This window comes from Flavobacterium mesophilum (genome assembly GCF_039581405.1).
GTDB lineage: Bacteria > Bacteroidota > Bacteroidia > Flavobacteriales > Flavobacteriaceae > Flavobacterium.
Window position 1 is genome coordinate 191,632 of sequence record NZ_JBCPXZ010000004.1, and the last position, 15,060, is coordinate 206,691.

Genomic DNA, 15,060 nt, shown 5'->3' on the forward strand with positions numbered 1-15,060 from the left:
TTATTTTGAATTTGAGTAAGAATATGGAAAAGCACTTGGCGCAGTTCCTCTTTGTACATTTGGTTCGGCAGACATATCAAAATTCAATTCTCCGCCTTTTAAGACATCTGAATGATTGATGAAATTTTTAGTATAATCTGCATTATCCCATTTTAATTCTTGAACATATTTGTTGGTTTCAGAATTTTTAGGAGCGTTTATAAACAGCTTTTTGCCGTTCTCTAATTCCAAAGTCAGTTTTTTGAATAATGGCGCGCCCAAAACATATTCATCTGTTGCTGGACAAACAGGATAAAATCCCATTGCCGAGAAAATATACCAAGCCGAAGTTTGGCCGTTATCTTCGTCTCCACAATAACCATCTGGAGTTGGCTTGTACAAACGATTTATTACTTCTCTTGACCAATATTGCGTTTTCCAAGGTTCGCCTGCATAATTGTACAAATAAATCATGTGCTGAATTGGCTGGTTTCCGTGGGCATATTGCCCCATATTCATGATCTGCATTTCGCGGATTTCATGAATAACTGAACCGTAGTAACTGTCGTCAAAAACGGGTGGCGTTGTAAAAACAGCATCTAATTTCTCGACAAATTTTTTCTGTCCGCCCATCAAATTAATCAATCCTTGAATATCATGAAAAACACTCCAGCTGTAATGCATGCTGTTTCCTTCTGTAAAAGCATCTCCCCATTTTAACGGATTGAAGTTTTTCGGGAAACTTCCATCTTTATTTCTGCCGCTCATCCATCCAATTTCAGGATTAAACAAGTTTTTGTAATTCATCATTCGTTTTTCCAACAAACTGATTTCTTTTTTAGGACGATTTAAGGCTTTCGCCAATTTCCAAATCGCAAAATCATCGTAAGCATATTCTAGTGTTCGCGCTGCGTTTTCGTTAATTTTCACATCATAAGGAACATATCCTAAAGTGTTGTAATACGAAACTCCTTTTCTTCCCACTGCATCCATCGGACCTTCATTATTTGCTCCGTGAAGCAATGCTTCATACAAAATATTGATATCATAACCGCGAAGCCCTTTCATATAAGCATCAGAAACCACAGAAGCAGAGTTATTTCCAACCATTACATTTCTGAAACCTGGACTTGACCATTCTGGCAAAAAGCCACCTTCTTTATAATCATTAATCAAACCTTCCTGCATTTCCTTGTTTACAGAAGGATAAACCAAATTCAACAAAGGATATAACGCTCGAAAAGTATCCCAAAATCCTGTTCCTGCGTACATATAACCCGGCAAAACATTTCCGTTATACGGACTGTAATGTACCGTTTCGCCTTTGGCATTTATTTCATATTGTTTTTGAGGAAAACAAGTTGCTCGATACAAACACGAATAAAATGTTCTCAATTGATCAACATCGTTGCTTTCGGCCGTAATTTTTCCTAAAACTTTATTCCATTCTTTTTTAGAAGTTGCAACCGTTTCATTGAAAGTCGCATTTCCTAATTCGGTTTTTAAATTTAATTCCGCTTGTTCTGGACTTATAAATGACGAAGCCGTTTTTACGTTTACAATTTCACCTTTTTTAGTTTTGAAACTTACCACCGCGCCTGCGTGATTGTCCTGCAATTCTAATTTATCTTTTTCTACACCTTTTTCATTCCATGTGCTGCTTGTTGCAAATGGCTTATCGAAAACAAGTACAAAATAGTTTTTGAAATTAGTTAGAACTCCTCCACTGTTGCGCGTTGTGTAACCAATTATTTTATTTTCTGAAGGAATAATTTTGATGTACGAACCTTTGTCAAATGCATCAACTACAATTGAAGATTGCTCATTTTCAGGAAAAGTGATTTGAAAATGCGCTGCTCTTTCAGTTGCCGTGATTTCAGTTGTAACATCATAATCTGCTAGATAAACACTGTAGTAATACGGTTTTGAAACCTCAGCTTTATGACTGAACCAGCTTGCGCGATCTGCTTCGGCAACTACTATTTTCCCAGTTACCGGCATAATCGAAAACTGACCGTAATCGTTCATCCAAGGCGATGGCTGATGGGTTTGCTTAAATCCTCTTATTTTTTCTGCTGTGTATGTATATGCCCATCCGTCACCCATTTTCCCAGTTTGTGGTGTCCAGAAATTCATTCCCCATGGCCTGCAAATTGCCGGATACGTATTTCCATTGGACAAACTATGCACAGATTGCGTCCCCATTAACGGGTTTACATATTCTGCTGGATCGATAGGTTTTACCTGTGCCGTAGCAATACCGCACTGTATTAATCCTAAAAAAACTAAGCTCTTTAATTTCATATTTTTTTATTTTTTGCATTAGGCTTTAAGCAATAAGCTATAGGCTAAACTGAACTTTTAACTCTATCGTTTCCAACACTGAAAACTGAGACTGCGACCGAAAACTAAAAAGGTCTATCTTCTTTTTTTACTCCAAATGTTGCAGATGGCTTGCTCCCCATATACAATTTCAGTTCTCCTCCTTTAACTATCATATCTTGTGTGATATAAGATTTTGTATAAGGTTTTCCGTTGTATTCTGCTTTTTGAATATACATATTTGAAGCACTGTTGTCGACTGCTTTTACGGTAAACGAAATTTCTTTTTTGTAATGAATTGTTGCAGAATTCACTAACGGACTTCCTAAAACGTAAACTCCGTTTGCTGGATTAACCGAATAAAATCCCATTGAGGATAAAACATACCAAGCCGACATCTGTCCTAAATCTTCATTTCCGCATAATCCATCTGGTTTTGTTGAATAGAATTTCTCATCAATTTCTCGAATTAATTTTGCTGTTTTCCAAGGTTGTCCAGCGAAGGCGTATAAATACGGAATGTGGTGATTTGGTTCATTTCCTTGTGCATATTGCCCAATTAAACCGCTGATATCAGGAGAAACTTCTTCACCTTCAACTTTATCTGTTATTTGAAAAAGAGAATCTAGTTTGGCCAAAAATTTGCTTTCGCTTCCAAACAAATCAATCAATCCATACGGATCTTGAGGAACTAACCAAGTATATTGCCACGCATTTCCTTCAACATAATCGTCTTTTCGATGCGCTGATGAAAGTGGATTAAATGGTGTTCTCCAATTTCCATCTGTCAATTTTCCGCGCATGAAAGTCGTTTCTTTATCAAAATAAAGTTTGTACAAATTCGCTCTCTTTGAGAAATAGTCGTAATCTTCGGTTTTGTTTAAAGCTTTTGCTACTTGTGCAATGCAATAATCATCAATTGCATATTCTAGAGCATTTCCAACACTTTCCAACATTTTGTCAGCCGGAATGTATTGCAATTTTTGAACATAATCCATTCCGTCACGCGTTTGCATGGCTGTTTTCTTCATAGCTTCATAAGCCAAATTCACATCATAATCGCGATATCCTTTCAAGTAGGCATCAGCAATTACAGCAATTGAGTGATTTCCATTCATGGTATTGGTTTCATTCCCCATTAAATGCCAAACCGGCAATCGCCCTTGTTGTTCGTAAATCGCCAAAAATGATTTTACGATATCATTAATTTTATCTGGCTGCGTGATGGTGTACAATGGATGAAGTCCGCGATAAGTGTCCCAAAGTGAAAAAGTAGTGTAATTAGTGAAATTTGCTTTTTCATACACTTTTTTGTCCGTTCCTCTGTAATCGCCGTTTACATCATTAAAAATTGAAGGCGCAAACATGGTATGGTACAATGAAGTATAAAAAACTTTCATTGTTTTGTCATTTCCTGTAATCTGAATTTTATTTAATTCTGCATTCCATTTTGAAGAAGCCGTTTTTACCGTTTGATCAAAATCCCAATTCGGAATTTCAGCTTTTATATTTGCCGAAGCGTTTTCAGAACTCACTGGCGAGATTCCAACTTTAACCAAAACTTGTTTGTTTTTTAAAGTAGCAAAATCAACAACTGCTTTCATTTTTAAACCTTCACCTTCAGTTCCTGAAACTGGTGCTTTATCATCGTATAAAGCCAAATTTGAAATAGGTTCCGAAAATTCCATTGTAAAATAAACACGCTGATCTGCCGCCCATCCTGCTGAAAAACGATAACCAGCCAATGTCGTTGCGTTTATTTTTTTGATGAATGTTTTTACGGGTTTGTCCCAGCCAACTCCATCTGCAAGATCTAATAAAACATGAGCATCAGACGGCGAGTTAAAAGTGTATTTATGAAAACCAACTCTTTCGCTTGCTGTCAATTCGGCTTTAATCTTATATTTATCCAAAATGACACTGTAATAGCCTGGTTTGCTTACTTCATTTGCATGCGAAAAGTAAGAACCATACCCATTTGCCATGTCTTCTTTTGTGCCTTTAAAAAGAGGCACTTTTCCTGTAACCGGAAGCAATAAGATATCATTTAAATCTCCAATTCCAGTACCACTTAAATGTGTGTGAGTAAAACCTAAAATAGTATTACTCGCATAATTATAACCACTACACCAATCCCAACCTTCAAAAATGTTTACAGGCCCTAATTGAACGGCACCAAACGGAACATTCGCACCCACAAATACGTGACCATGCCCCGCTGATCCTATTAGCGGATTTACATATTTGGTATAATCTATGTTATTTTGATTCGCACTTTTTTTCTGCGCTTCCGCGGAAGTTGAAAAAAACAAGTTTAAAGCGAAAATACCGCTGACAGCTATTTTGGTGCATTTTGTAAACATATATTCTTTTTTATTTTGGCTTGCGTAACTTTTGACCCACGAATGACACGGGTTAAACTGATTTACACGGATATTTTTAATTTAAAATTTACATTCTTTGCGTTAGACGCACTACAGTGCGTCTCTACGAAAAACCTTTGAACCTTTGTCTCTTTGTTACTTTGTCCCTTTGTTACTTTGTCCCTTTGTTACTTTGTTTCTTTGTACCTTGCTAAAACCTCATATAAAGAAACAATCTTCACGTCTAGTTTTGCTATTTTACCTTCAAACGTAATTGTTTTCTCTTCTCCTTCTTTCAGATCGAAATAATTATCATTCCATTTTCCGGTATATCCTTTTATGGAAACATATACATATTTTGCTGCTTTTGAAGCTTTCAAAGTCACTTTATTTCCTGAGATTTTATAAGTGATTTTTGGATCTTCTAGTTTTAAATTAATCGGACGCATCAAATCAATTTCGGGCTTTTTATCATCTCTATAAGCTTCTTTCATTGCGTACCACGCCGCTTTTGGCTGACGGTCATAATAATCGGTTACGCTCCAGCTTGCTACAGGCCAGCAATCGTTAAGTTGCCAAACCAAGGTTCCCATATTATACGGCGCTTTTGAACGATGAATTCCGATAATGTTTTTTAAAGAATAATATTGAAGACATTGCGTGAGATACGTATAATCTTCAACACTCATTTTCTTGATTTTTTCCTCATTTATGAAATATCGATTCAAATAAGAATCTAATTTCATGAAACCTTTTCCAGCTTTTAGATGCGCTTCTAAAATATCTGAATACAAATAGCGATCTTCTGGCAAAGTAAACGCTTCGATGGAAGCATAATTTGGCATTGCCAACATTCCATATTCACTTACAAAACGGCCTGTTTTAGAGTTCATTATTTCTATATCATCAAGTCCCCACCAGACACCCCAATAATGACTGTCACCTTGCGTAAGACTTTCTTTCTTTCCCCAGCCAAATAAAGGCGAAGAACTTACATAAGGTCGTTTATTGTCAACTTCCTTTACCCATTTTGGAATACTATCCTGAAACAACCGAACATAATCATGCCACAAACGCGTTGAATCTTGTTTCGACATGTTCATGCTTTTTTGCCAACCCCAATTTTTAAAGGCTTCGTCGATTTCATTGTTACCACACCATAAAACAATACTAGGATGATGGCGAAGGCGTTTTACTTGATACTGAACTTCGGCTTTTACATTGTCAAAAAAGGCTTTGTCGCCAGGAACCATTGTTCCGGCAAACATAAAATCCTGCCATACATAAATGCCGTTTTTATCACATAAATCATAAAAATAATCATCCTCATAAATACCGCCACCCCAAACGCGAAGCATATTCATATTGGCACCTTTTGCCATTGAAATTACTTTCTCATATTCTTTTTTTGTCATTCTCGAAAGAAAAGCATCTGACGGAATATAATTGGCGCCTTTCATGTAAACTGGCTTTTCATCAATTTTGAAATAAAATGATTTACCAACACTGTCTGGCTCCTGAACCAATTCTATTTTACGGTTCAACACATAAGGTTTCTCAGGTGTTTTTTTATCATAAAATTCTAAACGCGGTGTTTTCCAAATACCGCAAGTCGTGAATTTTGGCCCCCAATCCCATCCAAAATGATATTGCGCTTTTCGAACATAGGCACGCGGATTATCAGGAATTACAAAAGGCAAATCTTTTTTGGCCAATGAATCCGCTACATTTTGCGCCGATTTAAACACAATAACCAAATCATTATTTCCAGATTTCAGCAAATTTTTCACTTCCACTCGCCATTGACGAAACATATTATCTGCTTTTAAAACCTCTTTATTATTCAAATAAACGGTTGCATACGTATCTAATCCGTCAAAAACCAATTCGGCGTTTTTCTTTTTTAGTAAAGCTGTCGTTACTTGAAAAGTAGTTTTGTATTCCCAATCTTTCTTTTCAATCCATTGCAGTTTCTTTTCATTATCTCTGTAAAATGGATCCGGAATTGCTTTGTTGTTCAACAAATCTGTATGCACCTCACCTGGAACTGTTGCAGGAGACCATTTTTCGGTTTTTATTTCACGAAATTTCCAGCCTTCTTTTATATTAACATTTTGAGCATTGGCAACAAATGAAAAATTTGCTGCACAAATGCCCAAAAAACAATAAACTCTTTTTCTATAATTCATTTCAATCAATTGCTAAGTTAATTTGCATCGCAAAGGATCGCCGGCAGTTGGAGAAGGACAATTGAATTTACAATTATTTCCTTCTCTTAGGTTTGTATCAGAATAAAAGGTAACTAACAAAATATCACTGAAATCATTTTCCTTTTTTACGGCTGCCAAGCTTAACTTATTCTTTTATTTATTGCAAAAGCAATTATTCCTATTTCTATTTTTCTGATTTTTTTACTACCAAAATCAGTACACCATCTTAAATTCAAAATAAGCCGGGAGTTGCAGGAATTTCGCCCGGCTTAATTCAACTAAACTAACCAAAATTCAACCATTTAAAAACAATTAAAGTCCTGCTCTGAATTAACTTTTTGATCTATTTTATATTTTAAATATTTTCTTTGTTCGGTGGCTTTTACGCTTGTAAAACCGTCAAAACAACCTAAAACGATTTAGTAAAATCTCAAAAAAAAACGAATCGTTTTTTCTTTTTATTCTTTAAAATTTAGAAAATCAGACTGACTCTCTAATAATCAAATCACCTTTCTTTAGACTTTTTTCAACCTCAAATGTTTCCATATTCGTCATCTGACTCATTAGCAATTCAATTGCTTTCACTCCAATATCGACAATAGGCTGTGCTATAACAGTGATGGTTGGAGTATGTAATTTAAAACTGTCGTGATCATCAAAACTAATAATCGAAATATCTTCAGGAATACTGATTCCCATGCCTCGCAAAGCTTGAAGCCCAGAAAGTCCCATATAATTCGTCAAAAACAAAACGGCATCAATTTTTGTGTTTTTCTTAAAAAATTTCACAAGACCATCAATTCTCGTTTCTTCATTGCTGTGATAATCTAAGTGCAATACAAGCTCTTCGTTGTACATTCCTTCTTCTTTCAAAGCATCTTTATAGCCATCTTCTCTCAACTTCATCTGAATCATTTCAGAAGTATTATTAACGACAGCGATATTTTTACGATTTTTTTTAATCAAAAATTTAGTTGCCGAGTTTGCTGCTTCGTAGTTATCCATTACGACATGGCTTACATTTTGTCCCGGAAAATATCTGTCGATCAATACCATTGGCTTTTTTAGCTTCAAAAGCAGATCAATTTTCTCTTCAAGATTTTTAGTCGGCGTGATAATAAATCCGTCAACATTAGCCTGCAAAAGACTGTGTATCAATTCTTCTGAACGCTCATCATCATCTCCAGTACTACAGTAAAAAACCCTGTAATCAATATTTTTGGCTTCGTCTTCAATTACTCGAGCAAGATCAGAAAAGAATTGATTCGAAATATCTTCAACAATAAGCCCGATTGATCTTGTTTTTCCAGTTCGTAAACTGGTCGCAATCATACTCGGTCTGTAATTAAGCTTTTCTGCTACATCTTGTACTTTCTTGATAACAGCCGCACTAATTCCCATTTTTTCGCCTTTACCATTTATAACAAAAGATACTGTAGATACCGAAACCTGAGCTTCTGTAGCAATATCCTTTATTGTAATCTTTTTCATGTAATGCGTTAATTTATTGGGTTATCTATAATCGTAATCACAAATATAAACAAAAATAATAACTAAAACGTTTTTGTAAAAATTATATTTAAACAAATCATTTTTTTATCATTAATATTAAATGAAATTATTCGCAATTATAAGAATTTTACATTTATAACTTAGTTAAAAGACACAATATTCTCAATAACGATTTTAAACAATTAAATCCGCTTGAATTATTGCATAATATCCTAACATCAATTCATCATGAATTAGGATTTAATTTAAATAAATTCGTATTTTTAGTATTATAAAATTGAAAACATAAAAAAACATACAAATTTGCAACGCTAATTGACGTTAAAATCTCATTTTTGCAACAAATTAATTTACACAGAAAAATGGATATAGTTAAATTTAAAATCACATCAAAAACGATAAAAGTTGAGGTACGTAATTCCAATAATTACGTTTTTAATTTTAACACTGCATTAGAGATTGAAAAGGCTGACCGAGATGTTTTATTAAAATTGTACAATGCATTAGATCTTCTTTTCAAGAAAGAAAATGCTCCTGAAATAAAAAACTACATTTCGCCCAACCAAACCAATATCTTAGATCAAATTTCTGCTGCTAATTTAGAGGAGGAAAATAGCTGATTTTAGCATTAGACAAATTTTAGGTACGCTTTTTGGATGTATTCAAGTAATAATAATTTAAAAATTACATATTATGAAATCATTTAAATTTTTAGCAACAGGAATTTTGTTTCTCACCGTTTATTTTTCGAATGCACAAGTAAATGTGAATGTAAATATTGGCACGCCACCAGCTTGGGGCCCAGTTGGATATACTGATGTACGTTATTACTATTTGCCAGATCTTGAAACCTATTATGATATCAATACTGCTAATTACATTTATATCAATAATGGAAAATGGATTAGAGCCAAATCATTACCAACTGTTTATAGAAACTATGATCTTTACAACGAATACAAAGTTGTATTGACAGATTACAGAGGAAACTCACCTTATGATAATTTCAAAACGCATAAAGTTAAATACGGAAAAGGTTATAAAGGGAAACCGCAACAAACTATAGGCCCAAAACCTGGAAAAGGAAATAACAAACAAGGAAAAGATAATGGAAACCATGGACACGGGAACAATGGAAATGGGCACGGAGGAGGAAATGGACATCATTAATTTTCATTTTTAATTCAAAAACTTACTTTATTCAATTTTATAAAAAAACCGCTAAAATAATTTAGCGGTTTTTTATTGCTCGCTTCGCAAAATCATCAGCGAACAAAAATTTCTTCTTAAAAAAACAATTCCGTTTTGTAACATTTTTCCAATAACGACGACAAATCTTCAATTAAATTACGGTTCTTTGCAACTTATTACATTCTGAATTGAAAGTGTTCAATTCTGAATACAATAATATTGACTCCAATGAGTTTTCACTAGTTAAAAGCTAGTCGCGATATTTTTCGTTATGGACAATAAAAAGTTAATTTTAAGTTTAAAAAAAGGTAATGAAGAAGCTTTTAAGGAAGTTTACTTCAAATACTACGACAAACTGAAAAATATTGCCAAGCGATTTAATTCTCAAGTATTAACTCCAGAAGACTTTGTTCAGGAGACTTTCATCAGATTATACAATAAAAAAGAACTGCTCAACGAAGATGTTTTGCTGGATAAGCAATTATTTGTCATTTGCAAGAACATCATCATCAATCATATCAATAGAGAAAACAAAATAATTCAGCTTGATAACTTTCAAGTTGAGGTTGCACAAGAAGAAACTGATACTGCCGTTTTTGATGAAAGAAGCGAAAAATTGCACAATTTCATCAATCAGCTTCCGGAACAGCAACAAAAAATATTCACTTTACACAAACTGGAAAACCCTAGCTATAAGGAGATTGCAGAAATCACAGAACTTTCTGAGAAAACAATTGCCAATCATATTTATCTCGCCAGTAAATTTATTCGAAAAAAAATCGAAAACCATTAGGAACTTTTTTGTTCTCGTTTGTTATATCTAAAAACAAGAACAAAAAAATGCACATCGAAGCGTACAAAACTAATGTCAGAACCAAGAAAGAAGCTACCTTACTTGTAGCACTTTTGCAATTCGTCATTTCTGACTGTATCATAAATTTTGACCGAAAAGGTCAAGAAAACATCCTCAAAATCGAAACCAATCGTGACATCAAAGAAATGGTGTACGGTGTTTTTACCAAACAAGGTTTTCAGTGTCAAATCATTTAATATCAAAAAATGGATAAAGAAAAATTTGACGAAGAGTTCAAAAAACTATGGAATGAATCCCCACTTTCGCATTCAAATGATGAGAAAGAAGCTTCGTGGAAACAATTTCATTCAAAAACTTTCGCCACAGAAAAACGAAAACTTAGACCTTGGCGCTATTATTCAGCGGCGGCGGTTTTGCTTTTTGTGCTTATTGGAACTGGAATTTATTTCAATACTAAACCACAACAAGAAACAATTGTACTTGCCGAAAATATAATTGAGAATACAACTTCAAAAATAAAATATGTCGTTTTGCCGGATAGTTCAAAAATAGAATTAAGTCCGAATTCCAAAATTTCATACGGAGCAAATTTTGCTTTAAACCGAAAAGTCGAAATTGATGGTGAAGTTTATTTCAAAGTCAAAAAAGACAAACAACATCCTTTTCAGGTTTTTTGTAATGAAACGACAACTACGGTTTTAGGAACTTCATTTATTGTTAATGAAACGGAAGACGAAAAAGTAACTGTTGAACTTTATGAAGGAAGCGTTCAGATGAATGTAAAAGGGCAAAATCAAAAATGGATTTTGAAGCCGGGAGAAAAATTCACTTACGGAAACCAAACTGCTTCGGTTGAAGAATTCAGCCGTTTTATAGATTTTGACAACGAAAAGCTTTCGGTTCTAAGTCAATACATTGAGAAAAATTATGGCTATAAAGTAATTCTTCCATCAGAAAATCTAGAGCAGAAAATCACAATCCGAATCAATAAAAAAGAAGATTTAAAAACAATTGTACAATTAATATCCGAAATGTATAACCTAAATTTTGAAATAAATGAAGATTTAAAACAGATTACTTTTCAATAGAAAAGAAAAAAAGGATGCAAGCCGCGAAACTACACATCCTCCTTATATAGTCAGAATAACACGAAGTTATTCCATTCAATAATATTCAAAAATACAAAAATTCATGAAGCATATAATTTCAGCATGCTTTTTTTTACTCAGCTTAAGCATGTCTGCACAAAAGGTAAATGTTACTGTAGATCAGAATATGACCTTAAAAGAATTTTTCAAACAGATTGAAAATCAAAGTGACTTTAAGTTTGCCTTTACAGATCAAATCGATACTGACAAAAAATATTTCACAAAGAAAAATACCTATAAACAAATCGAAATCGACAAGCTTATTTCTGAATTAAACAAAACGGCAACGATACAATTTTCTGTTGTTGGCAACAATATTTTTGTAAAACAGAAATCGCAATCTCACAAAACGGCTAAAAAAAAAAACAAGCTGAAAGGCCAAATTATTGATGACGAAAAACAGCCCGTTATTGGTGCCAATATTTTCATTAAAGAATTGGAAACTGGCACCATAACAGATTATAATGGAAAATTCAATCTTGAGGTTCCAGATGGCACTTACACTTTTGTAATTAGTTATGTTGGGTTTAAAAATCAGGAAAAAGAAATCACGATTTCTGATGATGCGACTATCAATTTCAATATCGAATCAGACAGTCAGCAATTGGGCGAAGTTATCGTGACCACTAACAAAGCGACAGATATTAAAAACACTCAAATGAGTGTCAACAAGCTTTCGATGCAAGAAATCAAGAGAATTCCTGTTGCAATGGGCGAACCAGATCCTTTAAAATCAATTTTGACTTTGCCTGGAGTTACCAATGCCGGAGAAGCTTCATCAGGTTTTAACGTTCGTGGTGGCGCTGCCGACCAAAATTTGATTCTTTTAGACGGTGCTCCTGTTTACGCAGATTCACATATGTTTGGTTTTTTCTCGATTTTTAATGCTGATATTGTCAATGGTTTAGATTTATATAAAGGCGGTATTCCGTCTCGATTTGGTGGACGTGTTTCTTCTGTTTTGGATGTAGCACAACAAACCGGAGATTTTCAAGAATATAAAGTAAACGGTGGAATCGGAATTATTTCGAGCCGCCTTTTGGTTCAAGGACCAATACAGAAAGAGAAAAGTTCGTTCATCCTTTCCGGACGTGCTTCGTATGCGCATTTGTTCATGAAACTGGCAGACAATAAAAACTCTGCCATGTTTTATGATTTGAATGCTAAATTTAATTATCGTTTCAATGCTAATAATACGATCTCATTTTCTGGTTATTTAGGAAATGATTTATTTGATATCAATGAGCGTTTTTCAAGCACTTACGGAAGCACGATGGGAATCTTGAGCTGGAAACATAAATTTTCAGAGCGTTTAAATACTAATCTTTCGGCTTTTTACAGTGATTACAAATTCAATTTAGGACTTTCTTCAGAAAATTTTGAATGGGACAGCAACATAAAAAGTTACGGATTGAAGTACAATTGGTTTTACCAGAAATCAGAAAAATTCAAAATAAACTACGGAATCGACGGTTTGTATTATAATTTCAATCCGGGAGTTGTACAGCCAACAAGTTCTGATTCCCAGTTTAATTATCAGCAATTGGATAAAAAATATGCTTTAGAAACTTCAGCATTTATCGATTTTGAAAATCAGATTACAGAAAAATTGAATTTCCGTTACGGACTTCGTTACAGCATGTTTTATCGTTTAGGTTCAGAAGAAATTAGTACTTATGAAAATGGTCAATCGGTAATTTTTAATCCGTTATATAATATTTATCAGGAAGGAACGCCAACTGGAAGCGTATATTATGGAAAAGGAAAAACGATAAGCAGTTTTGATAATTTTGAGCCTCGAGCGGCATTGTCTTATGCTTTTAATGACAACACTTCTATAAAAGCAAGTTACAACAGAATGGCGCAATACATTCATATTTTATCGAATACGCAATCTCCCTTGCCAATGAGCATATGGACCCCAAGCGGACCTTTCACCAAACCGCAAATGCTAGATCAGTATGCAGCAGGATATTTTAAAAACTTCAAAGACGGCGATTATTCTTTTGAGGGAGAATTATTTTATAAGAATGTCCAAAACCGAATTGATTATATCGACGGAGCTGATGTTTTGGCCAACAATAATATTGAACAAGTTATCTTGAACGGAAAAGCAAGATCCTACGGAATGGAGTTATTGCTGAGAAAAAACACCGGAAACTTCACTGGATGGATTTCATATACTTTATCTCGAGCAGAACAAAAAACACCGGGAAGAACGCCTGAAGAACCAGGAATTGCAAACGGCGATTGGTATTTATCTGGTTATGATAAATTGCATAATTTAAGTGTTGTTGGGAGTTATGAATTTAGTCCGAAATGGTCTTTTAATGGAAATTTCACTTTGCAATCTGGTCAGCCAGTGACGTATGCAAATGGTTATTATGAATTTGGTGGCATCCACGTTCCAAATTATTCTTTGAGAAATGAAAACAGATTACCACTTTTCCATCATTTAGATGTTGCTGCAACTTATACGCCAAGACCAGAGAAAAAGAAAGGATGGCAAAGCTATTGGGTATTCAGCATTTATAATATTTACAATAGAAAAAATGCCGCTTCAATGAATTTTACAACCAATGAAGATACAGGAATGAATGAAACAAGAAGGCTTTCAATCTTCGGAATTGTGCCTGGAGTTTCTTATAATTTTAAATTTTAATGCTATGAAAAAATTAAAAAAATACAGCATCATGAATAAAGCATTGGTTTTATTGAGTCTTTTTTCTGTTTTGTTTTTCAGCTCTTGTGAAGATGTCGTAAATCTGGATTTGGAAACTGGCGAAACCAAACTGGTAATTGATGCCGAAATCGTTTGGAAAAAAGGAACTGCAGGAAATGAACAAACCATAAAAATCAGCAAAACGGCGCCTTATTACAATGGCACAACGCCAAAAGTTTCTGGCGCACAAGTACGTGTGGAAAACAGTAATGGCGACGTTTTTACTTTTACCGAAGCCGAAGCAGGAGTTTATAAATGCACCAATTTTGTTCCTGTAATTGACATGGATTATAAATTGTTTGTTCAAGCCGAAGGGCAAAGTTATACGGCTGTTGAAAAGCTGACATCGGTAACACCAATCGATAAAGTAGAACAGAAAATAGTTCCTGATTTTGGCGGAAAAGATGTAATCGAAGTCACTTTTTATTACACCGATCCTGCTGACCAAGTCAATTTCTACTTAACCGATTATCAAAGCGAATTTTTAATTTTTCCAGCATACGAAATAACAAATGACGATTTCTATAACGGAAACCAAATAAACACGAGATATTCGCATGAAGATATGAAGCCTGGAAATACATTGAATATTTTGCATCGTGGTATTTCTAAAAACTTTTTTAATTATATGAAATTGATTTTGGAAGCTTCAAACTCAAATCCGTTTCAGGTTCCACCGGGAAATATCAGAGGGAATATTGTAAACCCAAACAATGTAAATAATTATGCATTGGGTTACTTTAGATTATGCGAAGCTGATCAGGTTTCTTACTTAGTAAAATAGATTTTTACAAAAACA

Annotated in this window: 11 protein-coding genes; 7 read left to right on the plus strand and 4 right to left on the minus strand. The window is 34.2% G+C overall.

Annotation, left to right across the window (positions count from 1 at the left end; genetic code table 11):
• From AAYQ19_RS14025 to AAYQ19_RS14040, 4 genes are all read right to left on the minus strand, one after another.
• Positions 1-2,283: a GH92 family glycosyl hydrolase gene (locus tag AAYQ19_RS14025; protein WP_343537063.1), complete on the minus strand. Its 2,283-nt coding sequence runs from the start codon at positions 2,281-2,283 to the stop codon at positions 1-3.
• A 104-nt stretch (positions 2,284-2,387) separates the two neighbouring features.
• Entirely contained in the window at positions 2,388-4,664 is a 2,277-nt protein-coding gene (locus AAYQ19_RS14030) for a GH92 family glycosyl hydrolase (RefSeq protein WP_343537065.1), read from the minus strand.
• Positions 4,665-4,852: 188 nt separating this feature from the next.
• A complete protein-coding gene (locus AAYQ19_RS14035) occupies positions 4,853-6,853 on the minus strand; it encodes a beta-mannosidase (protein WP_343537066.1) in 2,001 nt (666 codons plus the stop codon).
• Between the two features lie 501 nt (positions 6,854-7,354).
• Entirely contained in the window at positions 7,355-8,365 is a 1,011-nt protein-coding gene (locus tag AAYQ19_RS14040; protein ID WP_343537067.1) for a LacI family DNA-binding transcriptional regulator, read from the minus strand.
• A 383-nt stretch (positions 8,366-8,748) separates the two neighbouring features.
• On the opposite strand from AAYQ19_RS14040, the gene AAYQ19_RS14045 reads away from it, so the two are divergent.
• From AAYQ19_RS14045 to AAYQ19_RS14075, 7 genes are all read left to right on the plus strand, one after another.
• Complete coding sequence (locus AAYQ19_RS14045) at positions 8,749-9,006, plus strand: hypothetical protein (RefSeq protein WP_343537068.1); 258 nt, start codon at positions 8,749-8,751, stop codon at positions 9,004-9,006.
• 73 nt (positions 9,007-9,079) lie between these two features.
• A complete protein-coding gene (locus tag AAYQ19_RS14050) occupies positions 9,080-9,556 on the plus strand; it encodes a hypothetical protein (protein WP_343537069.1) in 477 nt (158 codons plus the stop codon).
• A gap of 292 nt (positions 9,557-9,848) precedes the next feature.
• Positions 9,849-10,370 (plus strand): RNA polymerase sigma factor, encoded by a 522-nt coding sequence (locus AAYQ19_RS14055; protein WP_343537070.1) that lies wholly within the window; start codon positions 9,849-9,851, stop codon positions 10,368-10,370.
• A 47-nt stretch (positions 10,371-10,417) separates the two neighbouring features.
• Entirely contained in the window at positions 10,418-10,627 is a 210-nt protein-coding gene (locus tag AAYQ19_RS14060; protein WP_343537072.1) for a C1 domain-containing protein, read from the plus strand.
• 9 nt (positions 10,628-10,636) lie between these two features.
• Positions 10,637-11,479, plus strand: a complete 843-nt coding sequence (locus tag AAYQ19_RS14065) for a FecR family protein (RefSeq protein ID WP_343537073.1) — start codon at positions 10,637-10,639, stop codon at positions 11,477-11,479.
• A gap of 103 nt (positions 11,480-11,582) precedes the next feature.
• Positions 11,583-14,201 (plus strand): TonB-dependent receptor, encoded by a 2,619-nt coding sequence (locus AAYQ19_RS14070; RefSeq protein ID WP_343537074.1) that lies wholly within the window; start codon positions 11,583-11,585, stop codon positions 14,199-14,201.
• A gap of 4 nt (positions 14,202-14,205) precedes the next feature.
• Positions 14,206-15,045: a DUF4249 domain-containing protein gene (locus tag AAYQ19_RS14075; RefSeq protein WP_343537075.1), complete on the plus strand. Its 840-nt coding sequence runs from the start codon at positions 14,206-14,208 to the stop codon at positions 15,043-15,045.
• The last annotated feature ends 15 nt before the right edge of the window (positions 15,046-15,060 follow it).

Bases quoted from the DNA above. Each gene is read 5' to 3' on its own strand.
- AAYQ19_RS14025 (WP_343537063.1), bottom strand. From the start codon at position 2,283: ATGAAATTAAAGAGCTTAGTTTTTTTAGGATTAATACAGTGCGGTATT.
- AAYQ19_RS14030 (WP_343537065.1), bottom strand. From the start codon at position 4,664: ATGTTTACAAAATGCACCAAAATAGCTGTCAGCGGTATTTTCGCTTTA.
- AAYQ19_RS14035 (WP_343537066.1), bottom strand. From the start codon at position 6,853: ATGAATTATAGAAAAAGAGTTTATTGTTTTTTGGGCATTTGTGCAGCA.
- AAYQ19_RS14040 (WP_343537067.1), bottom strand. From the start codon at position 8,365: ATGAAAAAGATTACAATAAAGGATATTGCTACAGAAGCTCAGGTTTCG.
- AAYQ19_RS14045 (WP_343537068.1), top strand. From the start codon at position 8,749: ATGGATATAGTTAAATTTAAAATCACATCAAAAACGATAAAAGTTGAG.
- AAYQ19_RS14050 (WP_343537069.1), top strand. From the start codon at position 9,080: ATGAAATCATTTAAATTTTTAGCAACAGGAATTTTGTTTCTCACCGTT.
- AAYQ19_RS14055 (WP_343537070.1), top strand. From the start codon at position 9,849: ATGGACAATAAAAAGTTAATTTTAAGTTTAAAAAAAGGTAATGAAGAA.
- AAYQ19_RS14060 (WP_343537072.1), top strand. From the start codon at position 10,418: ATGCACATCGAAGCGTACAAAACTAATGTCAGAACCAAGAAAGAAGCT.
- AAYQ19_RS14065 (WP_343537073.1), top strand. From the start codon at position 10,637: ATGGATAAAGAAAAATTTGACGAAGAGTTCAAAAAACTATGGAATGAA.
- AAYQ19_RS14070 (WP_343537074.1), top strand. From the start codon at position 11,583: ATGAAGCATATAATTTCAGCATGCTTTTTTTTACTCAGCTTAAGCATG.
- AAYQ19_RS14075 (WP_343537075.1), top strand. From the start codon at position 14,206: ATGAAAAAATTAAAAAAATACAGCATCATGAATAAAGCATTGGTTTTA.